The sequence below is a fragment of the Bacillus songklensis genome (assembly GCF_042649685.1).
In the GTDB taxonomy this organism is placed as follows: Bacteria; Bacillota; Bacilli; order Bacillales; family Bacillaceae_H; genus Bacillus_BA; species Bacillus_BA songklensis.
In genome coordinates this window covers 290,522-310,176 of record NZ_JBHRZT010000073.1, presented here as the reverse complement: position 1 = coordinate 310,176, position 19,655 = coordinate 290,522, and the positions used below count along the sequence as shown (strand labels likewise).

Here is a 19,655-nt window from a genome sequence, read left to right as displayed (position 1 = left end):
CTTGTACGTTTTATGCGAAATAATAATTAAGGGTCATTCAATTGATATACGCTGCCGGGTCAACGGCGTTAGACTTGCTTGCATTCCAAGGCCCTTTATGGATTTCAAAGTGCAAGTGGGCACCGAATGAATGTCCTGTATTCCCCATATATCCTAAGAATTGGCCTTTTGATACCGTTTGGCCCTCCGATACAGCCCGGTTTTCCATATGTGCATACACGGTTGTCCATACTTGGCCGTTAATCAGATGCGTGATAAACACAACGTTACCATAGCTGGATGAATAATAAGAACGAGATACTTTTCCGCCTGCAGCTGCCACAATCGGTACATCGCTACCGCGTTTTCCGATATCAATACCATCATGATGTTTACCCCAGCGTCCGCCGAACCCTGATGTAATCGGCCCATTTGCCGGTTTCATAAACATGCCGCCTGATACAGCCGGCATGGAGCTTGCTGATGGCGCAGGAGACGGTTTAGATACGGAAGGCACTGAATTAGAAGAACGCTTAGCAGCCGCCTCGGCCTCAGCACGTTTTCTTGCTTCATCCGCTTTACGCGCTGCCTCTTCTGCCATCAATTCTCGAATGGCCGCTTCTTGGTTCGCCGCTAGCTTATCTTGATCTTCCAATACATGAATCTCATGTTCTTTATGTTCTTTTTCCTGGTCAAGCTGTGCCAGGAGCTGATTTTTTTTCTGGACTTGCTGTTCAAGCTCTTTTTTCAATGTCTCAAGCTCGTTTAACTTTTGTTGCAACGATGCTAATTGATTTTGCAGTTCTGTTTCTTTTTCTTGCTTTAAACGTTTATCTTCTTCATGCTCTCTTAAAATCTCTTTATCTGCCTCGACAATCGTACTCACGGCATTCACGCGGCTGACGAAATCCCCGAAGCTTTGAGAACCAAGAATAACTTCTAAGTAGTCAACCGTTCCGCCGCTTTCCTGAAGAGAACGGGCACGTAATTTTAACAGTTCATTGCGTTTTTTGATGCGCTCTGTGACAATGGCGATTTCTTGTCTTAACTGATTGATTGCCTCATTCGTTTTGTTGATTTCGCCCTGTTTTGTACGAATTTTCTCGTTCGTTTCGGCTACCGTTGCATCAAGCTGCTCAATTTCTTTCTCTACCTTTTGCTTTTGGGCTTGCAATCTTTTAATCTCTTCCTGATTTGCACTAATATTATTAGAAATGGTTGAACGCTTATTTTGGACTTGATTCATTCTCTCTTGAAGTGTCGAACTAGCCGAAACATGAGCAGACATTGGCCATAAACTGCTCAAGCCAATTAAAACGGCCGTTGAAACCGATAAGACCTTACCTTTCATTCTTTCCTGTCCCCCTAACCTTTTCCGCTGTTTCTCGTACCAATTGATGCCGATTCATTATGTATATCCGCACCCGCCTTGCAGCCGGACGCGGAACGTTTTTCATCCACTTATTTTTGTAAAAACTTGCGCATTGAGATCATGCTTCCCCACATACCGATACACGCACCGATAATGACTAATAAAATCGATACTTGAATCGTCAACGGGAACGTTGGCATTAACTCGAAGAACGAGCCATCCAGTTTGGTTTCCACATTATCAAACAAATAACTATAGGAACCGATAATAACGGCAATTGGAATGATAGATCCCAATATCCCCAAGAACAAGCCCTCTAAAAAGAACGGCCAGCGGATAAAGGAGTTTGTTGCCCCTACTAATCTCATAATCTCAATTTCCGTACGACGTGCCACAATCGTGATTTTAATCGTGTTGGAGATTAAGAACATGGCTGTAAACACAAGACCGATAATTAAAGCCAGCCCGATGTTGCGTGAAACATTGACGATTTTAAACAATTTCTGTACTTGTTTCTCGCCGTATTTTACTTTCGCCGCATACGGGAATTTCTCGATTTGCTTTGCGACAGCAATCGTATCTTGCGGATTTTTTGTTTTGACGACAAATACGTCATTCAATGGGTTTTGCTGTTCAAATAATTTGAACGCTTGCCCTTCTTCCCCAAGGCTCTTGATCAGGCTCTTCAGCTCTTCATCCTTTGAAGAGTACTGTACTGTCGAAACCTTCGGCAAAGCCTCAAGTTTGGCACGCAACGCGTCTTTATCTGCCTGTTTGGCGGCTAAATCAATATGGACGCGAATTTCGACATCATCCTCAACTGACGATGCAAAATTATTTAAGTTTAACATCAAAATCAAAAACACACCGACAAGCAATAACGTAATCGTGACCGCACTTACGGAAGCAAAGGTCATCCAACCGTTACGCCCTAAACTTTTGACACCTTCACGGAGGTGGCGGCCCACTGTTCTAGCCTTCATAACCGTACTCACCTCTCACTTCATCACGCACAATCTTTCCATTTTCAATGGCAATAACGCGTTTGCGGATCGTATTGACGATTTCACGGTTATGCGTTGCCATCAGAACCGTTGTGCCTCGTTTATTGATTTCTTCAAAAATGTCCATGATTTCCCAAGATGTTTCCGGATCAAGGTTACCGGTTGGCTCATCCGCAATCACGACTTTCGGATTGTTGACAATCGAACGCGCGATGGAAATGCGCTGCTGCTCACCGCCTGAAAGTTCATCTGGAAGGGAACGAACTTTATGCTTTAATTTCACAAGATCCAATACTTCCATTACCCGGGTTTTGATTTTTTCAGGATGTTCTTCAATGACCTCGAGTGCAAAAGCAACGTTTTCATATACCGTTAACTTCGGCAGTAATTTAAAGTCCTGGAACACCACCCCGAGATTGCGCCGGAAGATAGGTACTTTACTATTTTTTAGTTTTGCTAGATTAATGCCGTTTACGAGAATTTGTCCTGTGGTCGGCTTTTCTTCACGGTACATCATTTTGATGAATGTCGACTTACCCGCTCCACTCGGACCGACAATGTATACAAACTCCCCTTGATTGATCTTGACATTAATTCCGTTAATCGCCTTAACGCCATTCGGATACGTTTTTTGAACGTTCTGCATTTCAATCATCTTTATCACCTAATTAATTTCCTTGTAGTTAGTAGTGTATATCTCCCCAACGAGCGGTAAAATTCCCGTTTTCAGCGGAACGCACCGCCGTTAAGGACCCGATTCGTCCAACTACCATCTTTGTAAATAAAAGAAACCTTCCAAAGATGGAAGTTTCACTGTATGTAAATCTAAGATGTCTCGACATAACACATAAAATCTCTACAAAATTTGCGCTCTATTTTTGCACGCCTACTCATTATAACATTAAAAAATGTTAAGATAAGCCGCAAAAATGTTACATTTTCATTTCAAATATGTCATTGGTAGGAAATTTATAGCATTTCCCCGCTTGATTTCTAAAGATATTTGACGATTTTTGTCTAAAACCATGAATTATATCGTTCCAAAGAAGCTTTCTTGTACACACACGCAGGAACATAGTCTCTTGATCTCCGTCATCTTTTGTAACAAAAAAGTTATCTTTGCTGTCAAGACTCTTTCAATCAAGAAAAGAACCGTTCTTGACATCTTCAAGGACGGTTCATAAAAAGCCGGGGCCTTTTACCCTAGATTTTAAAAAATCTCTTTATGAAATGAATCGCCGCACGGTCTCTTGATTTTCAACTTATTCTGCATGGTGATTCATTTAACGGCGTGCTGCGAACCCCCCTGTTCTTTCGCGGTTTCGCAGTACGCTCTTTCTTATTTCTTGGAAGCGAGCCATTCAGCCACTTTGGAAGCATCTTCGCCTTTTAATACACCTTTAGGCATGGCACCTTGGCCATTTTGAATAATGCTCTCGATGTCTTCTTTCGAATATTTGCCTCCGACTTGTTGAAGGTTCGGACCCATGCCGCCTTCAAGGTTTTGTCCATGGCAGGACGAACAGCTTTGTTGGAATAGTTTTTCTGCATCACCGCCACTTGCTGTTTCACCGCCGCCTTCTGTCTGCTCTTCTGCTGAATCACCGCCGCCGCAGGCTGCCAATGCCAATGATGTTCCAATCAATAATGCCATCCATTTCTTTTTCACGTTCTGTCCCCCTTAAATTAAAGGAAATAATGACCATATCCTTCTTTATCCCGCTCTAACGGGCCATAAGCCTCCGCTTTCAGCTATACTAAGCAATGGATAACTGCCCATAAGAGCTTGATAAATCTAACTAACTTTGGCGGAAAATGAAAAATCCCCCACCGGGTAAAGATTCACTTTATTATAACCCACTTATGCTTGCTTAAAACCCTCCCCGAGCACGTCGGTCGCATCCATGACAATCACGAACGCAGTCGGGTCAATGCTTTTGACCGTTTGTTTCAATTTTGTGAACTCTGTCTGATCGACGACGACCATCAAAACCGGACGTTCCGTCTCCGTATATCCGCCGACACCCGGCAGTCTAGTGACTCCCCGGTCTATGTCGTTGAGGATCGCTTGACAGATTTCTTCCTCTTTTTTAGAGATAATCAAAACGTTTTTCGAGCGTCGAATTCCAATTTGCACGAGGTCAATCGTTTTGCTTGTCACATATAACCCAATCAGCGCATACAAGCCCCTTTCCAAATCAAATACGATGGCGGCGGTCAACACAATGAGTCCATCAATAAGGGCCACACACAGGCCAAGAGTAAGTCCTGTGTATTTATGAATAATTTGCGCCGCCAGGTCTGTCCCTCCCGTGGACGCTTTGCCCCGAAATACCAGGCCAAGGCCGAGCCCTACGCCGATTCCCCCGAATAACGCTCCAAGGAGCGGATCATGCGTTGCCGGTGCCATATCATTCGATAAAAACACCACAAACGGCAAGAAAATCGTCCCGATTAATGTTTTGACGCCAAACTGTTTTCCGAGCAAGAGTACTCCCGCAATAAAGAGGGGGATATTAAATGCCCACTGCACATAAGCCGGTTCCCAGCCAAACAACGCATCCAAGATCGTGCTAATACCGCTGACGCCGCCCGATGCAACACGGTTTGGAAGCAAAAACAAGTTAAACGCCAGCGCCACAATGGCAGAGCCCGCCAAAATATAAATCAGCTCCAGCAGTTTTTCTGCGTTCGTCAGCTGAAGTTTTCCATCTTTACGCCTCATACTAACATCCTCCGTTACGATATGTACTCTATTCCTTTAATCCTTTATTTTGAAAAAGACACGTAAAAAGAGACGAAGCCCATGCATGGCCGATGCATGGGCTTCGCCGTCCAAACAGGGTCATACTACCCTTATTTTGGCTTCGATTGCGATTCTCTATTAACCTAAACGTGAACGTAAATAAGCATCAATGAATGGATCCAAATCGCCGTCCATCACACTTTGCACGTTCCCGACTTCTGTATTTGTACGATGATCTTTCACCATTGAATATGGGTGGAACACATAAGAGCGAATTTGGCTTCCCCAGCCGATCTCTTTTTGCTCCCCGCGGATTTCCGCTAATTCAGCCTGCTGTTTATCAAGTTCAAGCTGATATAATTTCGCTTTTAACATTTTCATCGCTTGTTCACGGTTTTTGATCTGTGAACGCTCGGATTGACATGTGACCACTGTATTTGTCGGAATATGGGTAATACGCACCGCGGAATCTGTCGTATTAATGTGCTGACCGCCGGCGCCGCTGGCACGATACGTATCGATTTTCAAATCTTCCGCACGCACTTCGATTTCAATATCCTCGTTGAACTCCGGCATCACTTCACAAGAAACGAAGGAAGTATGACGGCGGCCCGATGAATCGAACGGTGAAATACGAACTAAACGGTGAACGCCTTTTTCTGCTTTTAAATAACCGTACGCATTATGGCCTTTAATTAAAAGCGTGACGCTCTTAATTCCGGCTTCATCACCTGGAAGGTAATCCAATGTTTCCACTTTAAAGCCTTTTTTCTCCGCCCAGCGAGTGTACATGCGAAGAAGCATGGAACCCCAGTCCTGGGACTCTGTACCGCCCGCACCCGGATGAAGCTCTAAAATGGCATTGTTTTTATCATATGGCTCGCTTAATAATAATTGAAGCTCGAATTTATTTAATGAAGCGGTTAATTCCTTCAGCTCACTCGCCAACTCGTTTGCCAGTTCTTCATCGAATTCTTCTTTGATCAGTTCATATGACACTTGCAAGTTTTCATATGTGTCATTTAAATCGTTAAACTCATTTACGGCATCTTTTAACGCATTTGCTTCATTAATAATGGTTTGTGCCGCTTGCTGATCATCCCAAAACGAAGGGTCTGACATTCGTTCGTCCAACTCGTCAATACGAGCCTGCTTTGCATCGAGGTCAAAGAGACCCCCTAAAGTCCGCTAATCGCTTAGCTGTTTTTTCAAGTTCTTGCTTAATTTCTACTAAATCCATGTACATCCACCTCTTGCATTTATTGATATCTATATGAATCCACATTGAAAATCTGACATGGCTGTTCTTTGCCATGTCAGATTTTCAACCTTTTTTAGCGAATTCAAAAGGGTTAAACAGAAATAAAGACCGATTATTTCATAGCCATCTTCCATGCGATAAGTTTACGCTACTTATATATAATAATCGAAAAAAGCTCCCAAAACAAACCGCCTTTTTCGCCAAAACGGTGTATATACACCACATAATCGGAAAAGGCGGTTCCTTGAATTCTTTTTATTTTCTACGAAAGGGACCTTCTCACTTCACCATGGCGATCCTCATCTTACCATGAAGGTCCCTTTCGTAAAATGATTGAATGCGCGCTTTCGCGCGCATTCAATCATTTCCCGCAGCAATTCTTGTATTTCTTGCCGCTGCCGCAAATGCATTCGTCATTGCGGCCTACTTCAATCGCTTTGACTTTCGGCTTTTTCTTCACTGGCTGGTCGCCTTCTTTCGGATGAACAGCCGCCTGCCCTTGCGCCACTTCTTGACGCTCGAGGTTATTGTGAATTTGCGCCTTCATGATATAGTTCGCTACCTCTTCTTCAATGGAAGCGATCATGTTTTCAAACATCGCGAACCCTTCCATTTGGTATTCACGAAGCGGATCGATTTGACCGTATGCACGAAGGTGGATACCTTGGCGCAGCTGATCCATCGCATCGATATGATCCATCCATTTCGAATCGACGGCACGAAGAACGATGACTTTTTCGAACTCACGCATTTGCTCGGTGCCCATGCTTTCTTCTTTCTCGTCATAGCGCTCTTTCACTTTCGCGAAAATGAGTTCTGTCATTTCTTCCGGCTCTTTGCCGCGAAGTTCGCTTTCTTCCAGCTCGCCTTCTTCCAGCAATTGGCCGTTCACATAGTCCACGATCGCTTTTAAGTTCCATTCTTCTTCCAGCTCTTCACGCGGAGTATTGACCTCCACGACACGCTGAATCGTTGATTCCATCATCTTCTCTACGATGTCGCGAAGGTTTTCTGCATCCAGTACTTCAAAGCGCTGTTTGTAGATGACTTCACGCTGCTGGCGAAGAACGTCATCATATTGAAGCAATTGTTTACGGGCATCAAAGTTGTTGCCCTCAACGCGTTTTTGTGCAGATTCTACTGCTCTTGTCACCATTTTACTTTGAATCGGCTGGGAATCGTCCATGCCGAGGCGATCCATCATGGCCATCATATTTTCAGAGCCGAAGCGGCGCATTAACTCATCTTCCATGGAAAGGTAGAACTGGGATACACCCGGATCTCCTTGACGACCGGAACGACCGCGAAGCTGATTATCGATACGGCGTGATTCATGTCGCTCAGTACCGATAACAGCCAGGCCTCCCAATTCTTTTACACCTTCACCGAGTTTGATGTCCGTACCGCGTCCTGCCATGTTCGTCGCAATCGTTACGGCGCCTTTTTGGCCCGCATTCTCGATGATTTGCGCTTCACTCGCATGCTGCTTCGCATTCAATACATGGTGAGGAACACCTTTGCGCTTTAATAATCCTGAAAGCAATTCACTCGTTTCAATCGCTACCGTACCGACAAGCACGGGCTGTCCTTTTTTATGACGCTCTGCGATATCTTCCACAACCGCGCGGAACTTGCCTTCCATCGATTTATAAATAAGATCGGGTTTGTCATCGCGCGCAATTTCGCGGTTTGTCGGGATGACGATAACCTGCATGTTGTAAATGTTGCGGAACTCTTCTTCTTCCGTTTTGGCTGTACCTGTCATACCTGCGAGTTTTTCGTACATACGGAAATAGTTCTGGAACGTAATCGTCGCAAGTGTCATGCTTTCGTTTTGGATTTCTACGCCTTCTTTAGCCTCAATTGCCTGATGAAGCCCTTCACTAAAGCGGCGGCCTTTCATTAAACGGCCCGTAAATTGGTCAACAATCACGACCTTGTCTTCATCGACCACATAGTCGACATCCCGGTGCATCGTCACATGCGCTTTCAACGCCTGGTTGATATGGTGAAGAAGCGTCACATGTGAAATATCGAATAAGTTCTCGATTCCGAAAGCGCGCTCCGCTTTAGACATACCGTCTTCCGTTAACTGAACGCTCTTCGTTTTTTCATCGTACGTATAATCCTTTTCTTTTTGCAGGGTACGTACGAACGCATTCGCTTGAATGTAAAGAGCGGTTGATTTTTGAGCGGTACCGGAAATGATCAGCGGTGTACGCGCTTCATCGATCAAGATCGAGTCGACCTCGTCAATGATCGCATAATGAAGCGGACGCTGTACCATTTGCTCTTTATAAAGCACCATGTTATCACGCAAATAGTCAAAGCCGAGCTCATTGTTCGTGCTGTACGTAATATCAGCGCTGTAGGCCGCTTGTTTTTCTTCGCGGGATAAGCTGTTTAAGTTCAATCCAACGGTCAAACCTAAAAACTCATAAAGACGGCCCATTTCCGTCGCGTCACGACGTGCCAAGTATTCATTGACCGTCACGACGTGAACGCCTTTACCGGTAATGGCGTTTAAATAAACAGGCATGGTTGCGGTTAACGTTTTACCTTCACCTGTTTTCATCTCGGAAATGTTGCCTTCATGAAGGGCAATCCCCCCCATGAGCTGCACTTTATATGGATACATGCCAAGAACGCGCTTCGCCGCTTCACGAACAACGGCGAACGCTTCGACTAACATGTCATCGACTGACTCCCCGTTTTGATAGCGCTGCTGAAACTGTGCCGTTTTTTCACGAAGCTGGTCATCACTCAACTTCGCAATCTCCGGACCCAGTGCATCAATTTGATCTGCCAGCTTCTCTAAACGATTCACCTGACGTTGATTGCTATCGAATACTTTTTTTAATATTCCAAGCATTTTAAAACGCTCCTCTATTGTTAATGGATAGTGTTCCAAAAGAACAAGCTGTCCCTTCGGATCACTCCTATTACTTATATATTTAATATGAGATTTAAACATTTTTTGCATTTCTTCTTTTTATTATAAAGCACTCTAACTATGATTGTAACATTGCTTGATTAAGGATGACAACTGATGTGTCAAACCATTTAGAGATGTAAGCGCTGTTTCTTCTTTTCTGATACGAAACAAGATGAATACTCATAAGAAATAGAAATATGAATAGATATCAAAAGATAAAGGCGGGAAAAAATCGATGAGAAGAACACACATCTCTCAAGTACATCCCGGAGACGTACTCGGTTCAGACATATACGGGGTGAAAGGAACAAGGCTGCTCCGTCGAGGGGTAAAGCTTACCAGTTCCTATATTTCCTTACTAAGGATAAAAGGGGTGCAATACGTATACATTGATGATCGGCACACACATGATATTGAAGCCACCTCTCTTATTAGCCCGACCGTCAGGCAAATGGCCGTTAAGAAAGTGTATGAAACGATGACAGGTCTCATCGACAAAAAACTTTTCCTCACGAAAATATCGTCCCGGGACTTAGGGCTTGAATATCAAAACATATTTAAAGAAATGTTGGACTGCCTCTTAACACAGGATAGCTTGCTTATTCATTTATCGGACCTCTTTCTTTCAAAAGGATATCTCTTTCACCATTCCGTCAATGTGGCCACGATTGCCGGCGTTATCGGGATTGCCAAAGGATACAGCACAGAAAAGCTGCTGGATTTAGGGGTCGGTGCCCTTTTGTTTGATATCGGGATGACACAAATCCCTGCGGAACCGTGGAGAAAGCGGGGGAATTTAACAGAAGCGGAACGAGCCATCATGGAAGAGCACTGCTTCAAAGGCTTTCAACTACTTCGGCGTCAGCGAAACATCTCCCTTTTTTCCGCCCATTGCGCTCTTCAGCATCACGAACGTTATGACGGGAGCGGCTATCCTCGCCGGCTCAAAAAAGACCGGATTCATGAATTTGCCCGGATTGTCGGCCTTGCAGATGTGTATGATGCCTTAATTTCATCCCGAAACCACAGAAAACGCTATTCTCCCCAAGAAGCAGCCGAGTATCTGGCTGCTTCCGGCGATCTCTTATTTGACTATGACATCATCAAGCTATTTTTGAAATATGTAGCCGTGTACCCGGTCGCCTCGACCGTTCTATTAAACACAGGCGAAACAGCGGTCATCTCCAACGTATTTTCTGATTTTCCCCTTCACCCGGTTGTACGGGTCATTAAAAATCCACGTGGTGAAGAGCTGCAACGTCCTTATGAGATGGATTTGCGCACACAAATGAGTACAACCATCGTGAAAGTATTGCCATGATAGCGGGAGAAGACCCGGGACAAGTGAAAAAGCCTGGTTCCATTTTTGGTGAGAAACCAGGCTCTTTTCCATTCCTTTAAGGTTGAAGCCCAGATATGCGTTTTTCATTCGTATCCATGACAATGCCCATCGCTTCTTCATACTGTTCTTTATACTCGGCAGGAACGTTGCTTTCATCCAGCATTTGCAGCCCTGTTTTCGACCGGATCGTTTCAAGTGTCATTTCCGCTTCCAAATAACGATCAAACTCTTCATCTGTCAGCACCTCGTTCGTCAACTTCTCGTCATTCAATTGATCAAAGTAAGGCTGAAGCACAGCCAACACGCTCTTTAATTCCGTTCTTTTTTCTTCAGACATTTTTGTATAATCAATGTCCCCATTTTCATTTCCGTATTCGATTTTCGCCTCTCCATATGTTTTGAGGGCAGCTTTAAATTCACCATACTCTTTGAGGCCTAACTCGCTTTTGGCGACTGATAATTTGGCGTTGAACAATAAAAATTGATTCATCGTGAGATTGATGGCCCTCATCTTCAATTGATTAAACGATCCGTAGATGTCTTCTGCCTCCAGCCCACCCGTAAAGGCAGCAGTTGGGACGGCGATAAAAACTGCCATTAGGGCCGCCAGGATGGGCTTGATCCTCTTTTTCTTTTCACCTTTCCTTATATAAGGCTCGTACGTTTGGCGAATCTGTTGATCTAGCTCTGCCGGAACACTCATTCCTTTTGTCTGCTCATAAAGCTCATCACGAATCTCATGTTCAAAGGACATAGTCACTTCTCATCCTTTCCTGATCATATTTTTTTCGAAGCTCTTTCACTGCCAGATGGTGTCTTGATTTTACGGTTCCGACCGGGATGTTTAACAAAGAAGCGGTCTCTTCAACGCTGTATTCATGAAAATATCGCAAAATGATGACGACCCGAAGCTTATATGGAAGATGATGAATGGCTGTGATGAGCTCATCACGCGTCTCCATATCCAGCTGCGCGGCACTATCTTTCTCTTCAAGTCCCATTTCTTTGTGACGGTTGCTGAGGCGCCACCTTCTCCAAATTTTCCGCCGCCAATCTTGCACCTGGCGAATGATGAGTCCATGCAGCCAGCTGCGAAACGGACGGGTTTGATCATACTGAGCCAAAGACTTCCACAACCCTATATAGATTTCATTCACGACATCATGGACATCGTCCCGATTGGACAGTAAAAACGAAACCGTCCTGTATACGTCATCCCTTGTATGCAAGTAGATCATTTCAAAAGCATCCTTGTCACCGTTTATCGCCCGGCTGATAGACCGTCTGATCTCTTCTTCCGTCATACTTTCACCTCCTCTGATATTTCTTTCACTCTATAATTCGCTCCCATGGATCAAAAGGTTCAGTTCTTTTAACAACAAAAAAACCTGACTTCCCTCATGAGGTGAAGTCAGGTTTTGGTGTCAGCCAGCCACTGGTTGCGACTAACCTTAATATTCAACTCTTCAGTTTGGCTCAATTAACCCATAGCGGCCGTCTTTACGGCGATACACCACGTTTGTCGCATTCGTTTCAGCGTTTGTGAAGACGAAGAAGCTATGGCCCAGCATGTTCATTTGCAAGATCGCTTCCTCGCTGTCCATCGGTTTTAAGTCGAAGCGCTTGTTACGCACCACTTCCAACTCATCCTCTTCATCTTGAACAACAGTCGCCGCACTCTCTTCTTCTACGCCTCTGAACACATATTTCACTGCGTCTCTTTCACGCAATTTGCGGTTTACTTTTGTTTTATGTTTACGGATTTGGCGTTCTAATTTATCAACGACAAGATCGGTTGCTGCATATAAATCCTCATGGGCTTCCTCTGCGCGAAGAACTAAGTGCGTCATCGGAATCGTCACTTCTATTTTTTGTTTGTTGTTGTATACTTTCAAATTCACATGTACATCGGCATCGATTTCTTGATCGAAATAACGCTCTAACTTGCTTAATTTTCTCTCTACATGATCTCTGATTGCTGGAGTTACCTCAATGTTTTCGCCACGAATGTTATACTTCATAACTTGAACTCCTCCTATCCAAGGGATATGTATACCTATTTCTACAATACCCGACAATTTCCCTCCCCAAACGTTTAAAAATTCCGAAAACTCTTTGAACGATGTCTCTCTGGTTATCACATTCTATGAGGGAAAATACAATTCATGCCCGGGTATTAAACAAATATTCTCTAAAAACAGGAAAATCCCTGCCTTTTTGGACTATATAAATCCACATAAATAAATGGACATGGATAAAGAACATCCATGTCCATTTATTTACGCATAAGGCTTTGCCAATCTACCTTACGGTCTCTTGACAAAGCCTTATACGAGAACCTTTTTCGCTTATTCAAGAGGCAAGAACAAAAGAATCGTGAACAGGATAAAAAGCGATGACTAATGTTAAAAACTCAAGTTGGATTTATATAAAATTAATGATTAACTTTGTGCAGTCCCTCTGTGGCAAGGGTTATAGGCAATAATTTAGTGATACCGACTCCATCCGTTAGGGATTTGAATACGATACAGTGTTAAAAATTTTGAGGACGTTAGTATTTTGCAATATCAAAATTTTATTCCTCTACAACTATTCTCATTACAAAGTGAATATTATCATGATGCTCGTTTAGAGGAAGAACAGCGTTATTATCCTCGCCCAAGACCGCCATATTATCCGCACTATCCACATCACCATTACCCTCATTATCCTTACTATCCTGGGTATGGATACCGGTGAGAAACAAAAATCCCTGCCGTTTTGGGCAGGGGTTTTTGTTATTGCGTAGTGTAAGGTTGTAAATGTGGTTCGATGAGCTGCTTCCATTCTGAGAGAGAAGGAATGATAGATTTCTTCACAATTTCTTGTTTTTCGTGCGGCTGCTCCATCTTGCCTTCAAGTTGGAAGCATTGATCGATCACTGCTTTGAACTGATCCAGGGTTCCAACAAGCTCCTGTTTCCCGGCAAAAATCACTTGAAGCTGGCCATTGGCAGACTGCAACTGTGCCAGTGCATCCAGCACATCAGCAAGCACAAGGTCTCCCTCTGTTTTACTATAATCTTTAAAACTTGCTTCCACATACTCTAACCCTTCTTCAATCGATTGAAGAAGCTCCACATAACGATGGATTAATTCTACATTTGGCTCTGCCAGTTTCATCATTCTGTTCACTCATTTCCGTTTATCATAGAAGGTTCCGTCGAATGAAAGGTTCTCGTACGGATTGATGTATTTGTTTGTTTTTTGCTGTTTTTGCTTAAGCTTGCGGATATCGACGGACACTTCTTCTTTACGTTGCTTCAGGTGTCCATCGATCACTTGATTCATCTGAACGATTTCCTGGCCAAGCTTCGTTTCCTCCTCTGAAAAAGGAGATTTCACTTGCGGAAGGAGTCGCTGGCGCTGGCCCAGCAATTCTTCTATTCTCCTGATATAGGAATCTCGCTCTTCACCAGAAGGAGAGATAGTGACGAGTTCATACAATTGCTTTGTTATTTCATAAACTTGCAGAACCACACTCACTATGCCTGACCACCTTGGTGAGCCTTTTGACGGTTTAATTGGATGACTTGCTTCCATGTGTCGCGGAATTCCGTTACATAGCCTTCTACCTCGTCTAAGATGGCTAAATCGTTTTTAATATTAACCTCAATAAGACGGCGATTGATATAGTCATACATCGCCATCATCGTTTTGGACATCTCCACATCCATGTTTAAGGTGACCATTAATTCCTGGATGATCTTTTGAGCTTTCAATAGATTCTCGTTTTTCGTCTGAATATCTTTTTGCTCGATTGCCGTACGAGCCAGCTTCATAAACTTTAAACATCCGTTATATAGCATGAGCGTCAACTCGCCAGGTGAAGCAGTATTGACGCTGTTTTGCTGATAGACTTGGTATGGATTATTAACTGACATGCTGTTTCACTCCTTTTACATTCCGCCGCCGAATTGCTGCATGAGATACATCGATTGTGAGTTCGATTGCTGGATGGCCTTCTCCATGGCGGTGAATTGGCGCCAGTAACGGTCTTCGATTTGGGTTAGGCGGTCTTCGAAGCGGTCGATGCGGTCATCAATACTATCAAGTTCTTTCCCAAGCGTAAATTGTTTATTCGTCGAGAAAGAATTTCCCGCTCTTTCCTTTAACTTATCCATTGTTGCATTTACTGTATCGTATAATCTTTGAGTAATGCCCTTTTGAGAAGTCGCCAACCCATCTGTGCGGAACAAATTTTCAACAGAACTCGGGTCAGTTTCAATGGCTTTCTTTAACTTCGCCTCATTTATTTCCAGTTTCCCTCCCTCTAAATAATTGCCCGTTGTCGTGATTCCAATCGCTGCCAATTGATTATAAAGAGGGGACACATTATCATTAGTGACCTGCGAATAAAAATCTGTTCTCATTTGTGATAATACACCAGCTAAAATTGGATCACGGCGGAGTAAACCACTTTTTGCTTTCTCTTCCCACTGTTCTTGTTGCTTATCTGATAATTGTTCACGTTGCTCATCTGTTAATGGTTGATAACTACGATAACGTTCTTCAGATAGTTTGTCTTGAATTTTACCAATTAGTTCATTGTATTTATCAACAAAAGATTTAATATTCTCAAACACCTTATCTGAATCATTTTTCACAGATAAACTGACAGGTGAATCACTAAAAGTTTGTTTTAATGTAAACGTAACTCCATTTATTTCGAATGTGTTTGAATTACGTTCTGTAGCAAGACCATTTATTTCAAAAATGGCATTTTCCCCACCTGTTTCCGTTGCGCCAGAGAACTTCAAAAGTTTGTTTATAAAGTCACCACTTGTTTCGATTTCACCGTCATTAATTAGATTATATGTATATGATTCATTCGCTGCCGGTGTTGGATCATTGCCCCGAAAGTTCCCTGTTTCTGTTCGCGTTAACGAAATCCTGTCAGAAGAAGAATCATAAAACATCGTAACTCCTGCATTAGAACTATTCACTTTGTTAATAACGGTATTCAACGAATCCGTTCCTTCAACCAAAAACTTTTCAGTTACAGGTCCTTTGGATGTATGGGAAGTAATATTAAATGCGGCATATTCTTGTTTATAAGTAATTTCCAGTTTTGTATCTTTTGCTTGTTCATTTGTGAAAGTAATTTTCCCAGTTTCTAAGTTGATTTTACCTATAACATCATTAGAATCAGCAATATTCACAAGATTGATAAAGCCATCTGTGTCCGGAGTTGGAGTTGGAGCTCCACTAACCCCATAGGTTTTCGTTACCCCGTTGGTTGTGACGTTGAGTTTTAAATCAGATACCAACGCCCCATTGCTTACTTGCCACTCTGTTATTGGATCTGTCAATGTCTTAGACTCGACTTTTTGGTCTGTAACATAGTCAACTTTCACAACACTATTTTTTGTTAAAGGATCCTTAAATTTTAATGTTCCTGTTGCACTGAGAAATACTTGATCTGAGTTAAGTAAGTCAGCTTCGTTTGCAACAATATTATATGCTTTGCCATCTACCTTTACTGTCATATTATTCATTTCTGATGCAAGGATTTTCTCATTTGTTCCTAATTCAAGAGAGAATATGTTTTGATTATCAGAATCTACCGTAATACTTTTAGTCCCCACCACTCCATTTGACCATCTAAAAACTCCGGCAGTGCTATCATTCGCCAGATTGTCTTTTTGACTATACAGAGACTTGGCAGAATCAATCTTTGTTCCGCCGGAAATCTCCCCTTCATTAAGTCTAGTTGCAGCACTCGCTAACTGTTTTACGTTTGATATTGAATAAGATGACATAGAGGCTGCGCTACTCGCTGTTGCTGATACACGCTCTTCATTTGTCGATGACACACTACGAACACGGTACTTTGTTGTTAATTTCATTTGTGTAAGTTCTGTACGAAAATTTAGAAGCAGCGTATTCATAGCTCTATAATCATCCCGCTGCCATTCTAATACTTGCTTCTTCTGTTTAATTTTATCTAGAGGCATTCTTTCTGCCTTCATTAAATCGGCTACCAAAGAATCTATATCCATTCCGCTGGCTAAACCGCCAATACGCATCTTTTACTCACCACCGCTAAATTTTTTGATCGAACATTAACCCTAGGAATTGAGTCATTGCCGCGTAAATATCCAACATCTTTTTAGAAGGAATCTCCCTAATTGTCTCATTTGTATTAAGGTCAACCACTTTCACATAATACTTTTGAGACTCTTCATGCAGTTCAAATTGAATGGATGTATGGGTTGGCTGCACAAACTCATTAAGACTTTTTATCACCTCTTCTAGTTGCTCTTTGTTTAACTCTTTCTCTTCTTTATTAACTTCTTTCGCTTTATTTTCTTGTAGATTTACTTTCTTCGTAATATCTGAGCTGTAAGAGATCGATGTTGATGAGGAAAGTTTTTCAATCATAGAAAGTCCTCCTATCGATACAACTCTTTTGGTTATAATATCGGATGATTTAAGGAAACCTTTATCTTTCTTCTCTTTATTGAAAAAATACATGTCATTGGACCTATCGATTTTACATTCCTATCCTTTCCAGTAAGAGGATAGAGAGTTATAATAGATATAGAACGAATGTTCTTAAACGTTATTTCAAAGGAGTATTAAAAATGGAGGGAAAAATCAGGAGGATTAGAAGTTTATTACCTAATACGGCATTAAGCATGCTGACAGGCAAATTACTGGGTGATGGAAATATGGCGATACAAAAGACACGACAGCCACGTTTTCGCTTTTTACACACTACTCATGATAAGGAATGGTGTTTTTATTGTTATGAGCAATTAAAATCCTATCTTCCTCTGTCTGCGCCTAAATATTCTAAAACCTTAGATACCAGAGTCAAACAAGGATTCACAGAGAGCTTTTATGTGCAGTCATATGTATGTGAAGAAGCATCCCTACTTAAAGAATTATGGTATCCAGACAATAAAAAGAAGCTTCCTTTTGAGCTAATAGAAAATCATCTAAATCCACTTTGTCTTGCCTGGTGGTACCAAGATGATGGTCATTTGAACACACAAGATGGAAAGCCTAAGAAAATTATCTTATCTACAGATTCCTTTACAGAAATAGAGAATCAAACCCTAATTCAAATAATGAAACAAAGATTCCATTTAACTTTTTCACTAGATAGTCAAAACCGTCTCCTCCTCTATGACCAATCACAAATCTATTACTTTTTAAGTATTGTAAAACCTTTTATCCATCAAAGCATGTATAGAAAAATACACATCTCGTTCCAAGAAAAAACGTTTCCGCCCTTTAAAAGAACAACTATTTATTTGCCATATAGTCTGCAGTTAAATAAGCCTACCCAGGATATATACGACAGCTTGAAATTACTACCCATGATTTATAGCTCACTATCCATTACTAGTTCTTATCATCAATTATTTAACAATGTTTTTCGATCACTATTTCCAGATAAAAGAAATGTAAAAGGCTATCAAATTCGCTTAAATAGACATCAAATGGTTTTATTAGATAAGTGTCAAAAAATCACAGGGCTTCAGATAAGTCAACTTGTGCATCTTTGTTTTATCAGGAAAAAGTCTAATTAATATGTATGATTAACTGATTTGTTACTTTACTATCTTCTCAGCTTGGTTTTGGATCTTGGCTAGGGTGGGTTATGAGCTACAATGATGGAAGCACTATTGCTTAGAATTGGAACCTTCATCACCTCCATAGGATGAACTAAACTAGAGTTCAAGGTCCCAACACTAACCGTGTGAATGGCAGTTGGCTGTGATTTAGTGTCAAGTGTAAGTAGGATTAGTTGTTCTCGGTCTGAATCGACTAAGAATGACTTTAGTAACTGGTAAGCATCTTCTGGCAATCTCACCTTACATTCTTTGTAAAGAATACTAGATTCTCGGACAACCTTGAGTAAAACAATGTTCACACACTTTGCTGGTTGATTCCTCTCTTCCTGCACTACTTCCGTAAATGGCAAGCGCAACTGTTCTGTGTAATCATATTTTGTCATGTTACATTCCTCCTAAAATAGAAATAGCCCCTACTCCGATGATCGAAGTAGAGTCTTAGATTGCTTGTTTTCTTGAACATTTAGTGTCCATGGAACAAACGTACATTCTATGATTATAATATATATCTGAATATCCTGTTGTTACTGGTTACGTATGATTCTTTTGCAGTTTCTAGGCACATTAGTTGCGAGCAGGTGGGCTTTTGGAGCACAATCCACTTTCCCCATTTGCCCCAAAAAGAAAAAGGGCAGCCTCAGCTTGGCTGCTCTTGAATATTCCCTTTACAATTTCAAATCAATGTTTCCGCCCAAATGTGGCTGGGCAGCGTGCTGGATCGCTGTTGCATCAGTAGTACCCATCAACTTCTGAAGAGCCTCTCCTTGCTGTTCAGCATTTCCCATTGCCATCTTCATAACTGACATTGAAGCTTGTTGTTGAACTTGTTGTTGAACTTGTCCTTGACTTAGTGCCATTGACATTAGTGCTATATCCATGAAAAACACTTCCCTTTCTATTTCTAATGGACAACAGAATATAACTGCTTTTCTAAAAAATGCACTTCTCTTTTCAATTCGTTCAATTGACCATTCAACTGATCAGTTTCTATTGCAGTAAGTTCATGATCGAGAGCGTATTGAGCTATTTTTTTCATTCCATGAAGCTTCATTTCTATCTCTTCTAAGATACGATCGTGTTTTTTACACCACTCAAGCTGTTGTTCAAGAAACTGTTTATGTTCCTGCTCTTCTTTATCCATTCATTCCTCCTATCAAACAGCTTTGTACTGTCTTATATGAAAAGAGACTCTAGAAAATCTAGAGCCTCTTTCATATCTAAAATTAACGAAGAAGTTGTAGAACTCCTTGTGGTTGTTGGTTCGCTTGCTTTGCGACTGTATCTTTCAATGACAGAATAGACTATATCTTCATCCATGTTTTTCATGGAGCTGGGCACTTCGAACAGCTTTTACTGCCCTACGGGATTCATAGCCATAGCTTTCGCCTTAGA

General features: G+C 42.0%; 20 protein-coding genes. 2 read left to right on the top strand and 18 right to left on the bottom strand.

Features of this window, described 5'->3' with window-relative positions; genetic code table 11:
- Positions 1–37: 37 nt before the first annotated feature.
- The 7 genes from ACFOU2_RS24665 to secA form a co-directional block, all read right to left on the bottom strand.
- Entirely contained in the window at positions 38–1,330 is a 1,293-nt protein-coding gene (locus tag ACFOU2_RS24665) for a murein hydrolase activator EnvC family protein (RefSeq protein ID WP_377918976.1), read from the bottom strand.
- A gap of 110 nt (positions 1,331–1,440) precedes the next feature.
- On the bottom strand, positions 1,441–2,334 hold the full coding sequence (ftsX, locus tag ACFOU2_RS24660; RefSeq protein ID WP_377918975.1) for a permease-like cell division protein FtsX: 894 nt from the start codon (positions 2,332–2,334) through the stop codon (positions 1,441–1,443).
- Positions 2,324–3,010 carry a cell division ATP-binding protein FtsE gene (gene ftsE / locus ACFOU2_RS24655; protein WP_377918974.1) on the bottom strand — a complete coding sequence of 229 codons (687 nt, stop codon included), beginning with the start codon at positions 3,008–3,010 and terminating at the stop codon, positions 2,324–2,326. The genes ftsX and ftsE overlap by 11 nt, the downstream gene beginning before the upstream one ends.
- 684 nt (positions 3,011–3,694) lie before the next feature.
- A complete protein-coding gene (gene cccB, locus ACFOU2_RS24650; RefSeq protein WP_377918973.1) occupies positions 3,695–4,024 on the bottom strand; it encodes a cytochrome c551 in 330 nt (109 codons plus the stop codon).
- A 192-nt stretch (positions 4,025–4,216) separates the two neighbouring features.
- A complete protein-coding gene (locus ACFOU2_RS24645) occupies positions 4,217–5,080 on the bottom strand; it encodes a YitT family protein (protein ID WP_377918972.1) in 864 nt (287 codons plus the stop codon).
- 159 nt (positions 5,081–5,239) lie between these two features.
- Positions 5,240–6,341, bottom strand: a protein-coding gene (gene prfB, locus ACFOU2_RS24640; protein ID WP_377918971.1) for a peptide chain release factor 2 whose coding sequence is annotated in 2 segments (ribosomal slippage) — positions 5,240–6,268 and positions 6,270–6,341 — 1,101 coding nt in all. Because the reading frame shifts where the segments join, the coding sequence is not laid out codon by codon here.
- Between the two features lie 382 nt (positions 6,342–6,723).
- The gene (gene secA, locus ACFOU2_RS24635; RefSeq protein WP_377918970.1) at positions 6,724–9,234 is read right to left on the bottom strand and encodes a preprotein translocase subunit SecA; all 2,511 of its coding nucleotides are present in this window, start codon (positions 9,232–9,234) and stop codon (positions 6,724–6,726) included.
- Between the two features lie 298 nt (positions 9,235–9,532).
- Here secA and ACFOU2_RS24630 point away from each other — a divergent pair, with 298 nt between their 5' ends.
- Positions 9,533–10,618 (top strand): HD-GYP domain-containing protein, encoded by a 1,086-nt coding sequence (locus ACFOU2_RS24630; RefSeq protein WP_377918968.1) that lies wholly within the window; start codon positions 9,533–9,535, stop codon positions 10,616–10,618.
- Between the two features lie 76 nt (positions 10,619–10,694).
- Here ACFOU2_RS24630 and ACFOU2_RS24625 read toward each other — a convergent pair whose 3' ends face one another.
- The 8 genes from ACFOU2_RS24625 to flaG form a co-directional block, all read right to left on the bottom strand.
- Positions 10,695–11,393 (bottom strand): DUF3600 domain-containing protein, encoded by a 699-nt coding sequence (locus tag ACFOU2_RS24625; protein ID WP_377918967.1) that lies wholly within the window; start codon positions 11,391–11,393, stop codon positions 10,695–10,697.
- Entirely contained in the window at positions 11,383–11,943 is a 561-nt protein-coding gene (locus ACFOU2_RS24620) for a sigma-70 family RNA polymerase sigma factor (protein ID WP_377918966.1), read from the bottom strand. The genes ACFOU2_RS24625 and ACFOU2_RS24620 overlap by 11 nt, the downstream gene beginning before the upstream one ends.
- 162 nt (positions 11,944–12,105) lie before the next feature.
- Positions 12,106–12,660, bottom strand: a complete 555-nt coding sequence (hpf, locus tag ACFOU2_RS24615; RefSeq protein ID WP_377918965.1) for a ribosome hibernation-promoting factor, HPF/YfiA family — start codon at positions 12,658–12,660, stop codon at positions 12,106–12,108.
- Between the two features lie 756 nt (positions 12,661–13,416).
- Positions 13,417–13,803: a hypothetical protein gene (locus ACFOU2_RS24610; RefSeq protein WP_377918964.1), complete on the bottom strand. Its 387-nt coding sequence runs from the start codon at positions 13,801–13,803 to the stop codon at positions 13,417–13,419.
- A gap of 9 nt (positions 13,804–13,812) precedes the next feature.
- Positions 13,813–14,163: a flagellar protein FliT gene (locus ACFOU2_RS24605; protein WP_377918963.1), complete on the bottom strand. Its 351-nt coding sequence runs from the start codon at positions 14,161–14,163 to the stop codon at positions 13,813–13,815.
- Positions 14,163–14,561 (bottom strand): flagellar export chaperone FliS, encoded by a 399-nt coding sequence (gene fliS / locus ACFOU2_RS24600; protein WP_377918962.1) that lies wholly within the window; start codon positions 14,559–14,561, stop codon positions 14,163–14,165. The genes ACFOU2_RS24605 and fliS overlap by 1 nt, the downstream gene beginning before the upstream one ends.
- 15 nt (positions 14,562–14,576) lie before the next feature.
- Entirely contained in the window at positions 14,577–16,706 is a 2,130-nt protein-coding gene (gene fliD / locus ACFOU2_RS24595; RefSeq protein ID WP_377918961.1) for a flagellar filament capping protein FliD, read from the bottom strand.
- A 16-nt stretch (positions 16,707–16,722) separates the two neighbouring features.
- Entirely contained in the window at positions 16,723–17,061 is a 339-nt protein-coding gene (gene flaG, locus ACFOU2_RS24590) for a flagellar protein FlaG (protein ID WP_377918960.1), read from the bottom strand.
- A 203-nt stretch (positions 17,062–17,264) separates the two neighbouring features.
- Between flaG and ACFOU2_RS24585 the strand changes: the two genes are divergently transcribed.
- A complete protein-coding gene (locus ACFOU2_RS24585; protein WP_377918959.1) occupies positions 17,265–18,218 on the top strand; it encodes an endonuclease in 954 nt (317 codons plus the stop codon).
- A gap of 59 nt (positions 18,219–18,277) precedes the next feature.
- On the opposite strand, the gene ACFOU2_RS24580 is transcribed toward ACFOU2_RS24585, so the two are convergent.
- From ACFOU2_RS24580 to ACFOU2_RS24570, 3 genes are all read right to left on the bottom strand, one after another.
- The gene (locus tag ACFOU2_RS24580) at positions 18,278–18,646 is read right to left on the bottom strand and encodes a JAB domain-containing protein (RefSeq protein ID WP_377918958.1); all 369 of its coding nucleotides are present in this window, start codon (positions 18,644–18,646) and stop codon (positions 18,278–18,280) included.
- 282 nt (positions 18,647–18,928) lie between these two features.
- On the bottom strand, positions 18,929–19,141 hold the full coding sequence (locus tag ACFOU2_RS24575) for a putative motility protein (protein WP_377918957.1): 213 nt from the start codon (positions 19,139–19,141) through the stop codon (positions 18,929–18,931).
- A 23-nt stretch (positions 19,142–19,164) separates the two neighbouring features.
- Positions 19,165–19,404, bottom strand: coding sequence for a hypothetical protein (locus ACFOU2_RS24570; protein WP_377918956.1), 240 nt, complete (start codon positions 19,402–19,404; stop codon positions 19,165–19,167).
- Positions 19,405–19,655: the final 251 nt, after the last annotated feature.

Excerpts from the sequence above, each read along its gene's own strand:
- ACFOU2_RS24625 (WP_377918967.1), bottom strand. The coding sequence starts at position 11,393 with ATGTCCTTTGAACATGAGATTCGTGATGAGCTTTATGAGCAGACAAAA.
- ACFOU2_RS24570 (WP_377918956.1), bottom strand. The coding sequence starts at position 19,404 with ATGGATAAAGAAGAGCAGGAACATAAACAGTTTCTTGAACAACAGCTT.
- ACFOU2_RS24620 (WP_377918966.1), bottom strand. The coding sequence starts at position 11,943 with ATGACGGAAGAAGAGATCAGACGGTCTATCAGCCGGGCGATAAACGGT.
- ftsE (WP_377918974.1), bottom strand. The coding sequence starts at position 3,010 with ATGATTGAAATGCAGAACGTTCAAAAAACGTATCCGAATGGCGTTAAG.
- ACFOU2_RS24585 (WP_377918959.1), top strand. The coding sequence starts at position 17,265 with ATGGAGGGAAAAATCAGGAGGATTAGAAGTTTATTACCTAATACGGCA.
- hpf (WP_377918965.1), bottom strand. The coding sequence starts at position 12,660 with ATGAAGTATAACATTCGTGGCGAAAACATTGAGGTAACTCCAGCAATC.
- ACFOU2_RS24645 (WP_377918972.1), bottom strand. The coding sequence starts at position 5,080 with ATGAGGCGTAAAGATGGAAAACTTCAGCTGACGAACGCAGAAAAACTG.
- secA (WP_377918970.1), bottom strand. The coding sequence starts at position 9,234 with ATGCTTGGAATATTAAAAAAAGTATTCGATAGCAATCAACGTCAGGTG.
- fliS (WP_377918962.1), bottom strand. The coding sequence starts at position 14,561 with ATGTCAGTTAATAATCCATACCAAGTCTATCAGCAAAACAGCGTCAAT.
- ACFOU2_RS24575 (WP_377918957.1), bottom strand. The coding sequence starts at position 19,141 with ATGGATATAGCACTAATGTCAATGGCACTAAGTCAAGGACAAGTTCAA.
- fliD (WP_377918961.1), bottom strand. The coding sequence starts at position 16,706 with ATGCGTATTGGCGGTTTAGCCAGCGGAATGGATATAGATTCTTTGGTA.
- ACFOU2_RS24580 (WP_377918958.1), bottom strand. The coding sequence starts at position 18,646 with ATGACAAAATATGATTACACAGAACAGTTGCGCTTGCCATTTACGGAA.
- ACFOU2_RS24630 (WP_377918968.1), top strand. The coding sequence starts at position 9,533 with ATGAGAAGAACACACATCTCTCAAGTACATCCCGGAGACGTACTCGGT.
- ACFOU2_RS24610 (WP_377918964.1), bottom strand. The coding sequence starts at position 13,803 with ATGATGAAACTGGCAGAGCCAAATGTAGAATTAATCCATCGTTATGTG.
- flaG (WP_377918960.1), bottom strand. The coding sequence starts at position 17,061 with ATGATTGAAAAACTTTCCTCATCAACATCGATCTCTTACAGCTCAGAT.
- ACFOU2_RS24665 (WP_377918976.1), bottom strand. The coding sequence starts at position 1,330 with ATGAAAGGTAAGGTCTTATCGGTTTCAACGGCCGTTTTAATTGGCTTG.
- ftsX (WP_377918975.1), bottom strand. The coding sequence starts at position 2,334 with ATGAAGGCTAGAACAGTGGGCCGCCACCTCCGTGAAGGTGTCAAAAGT.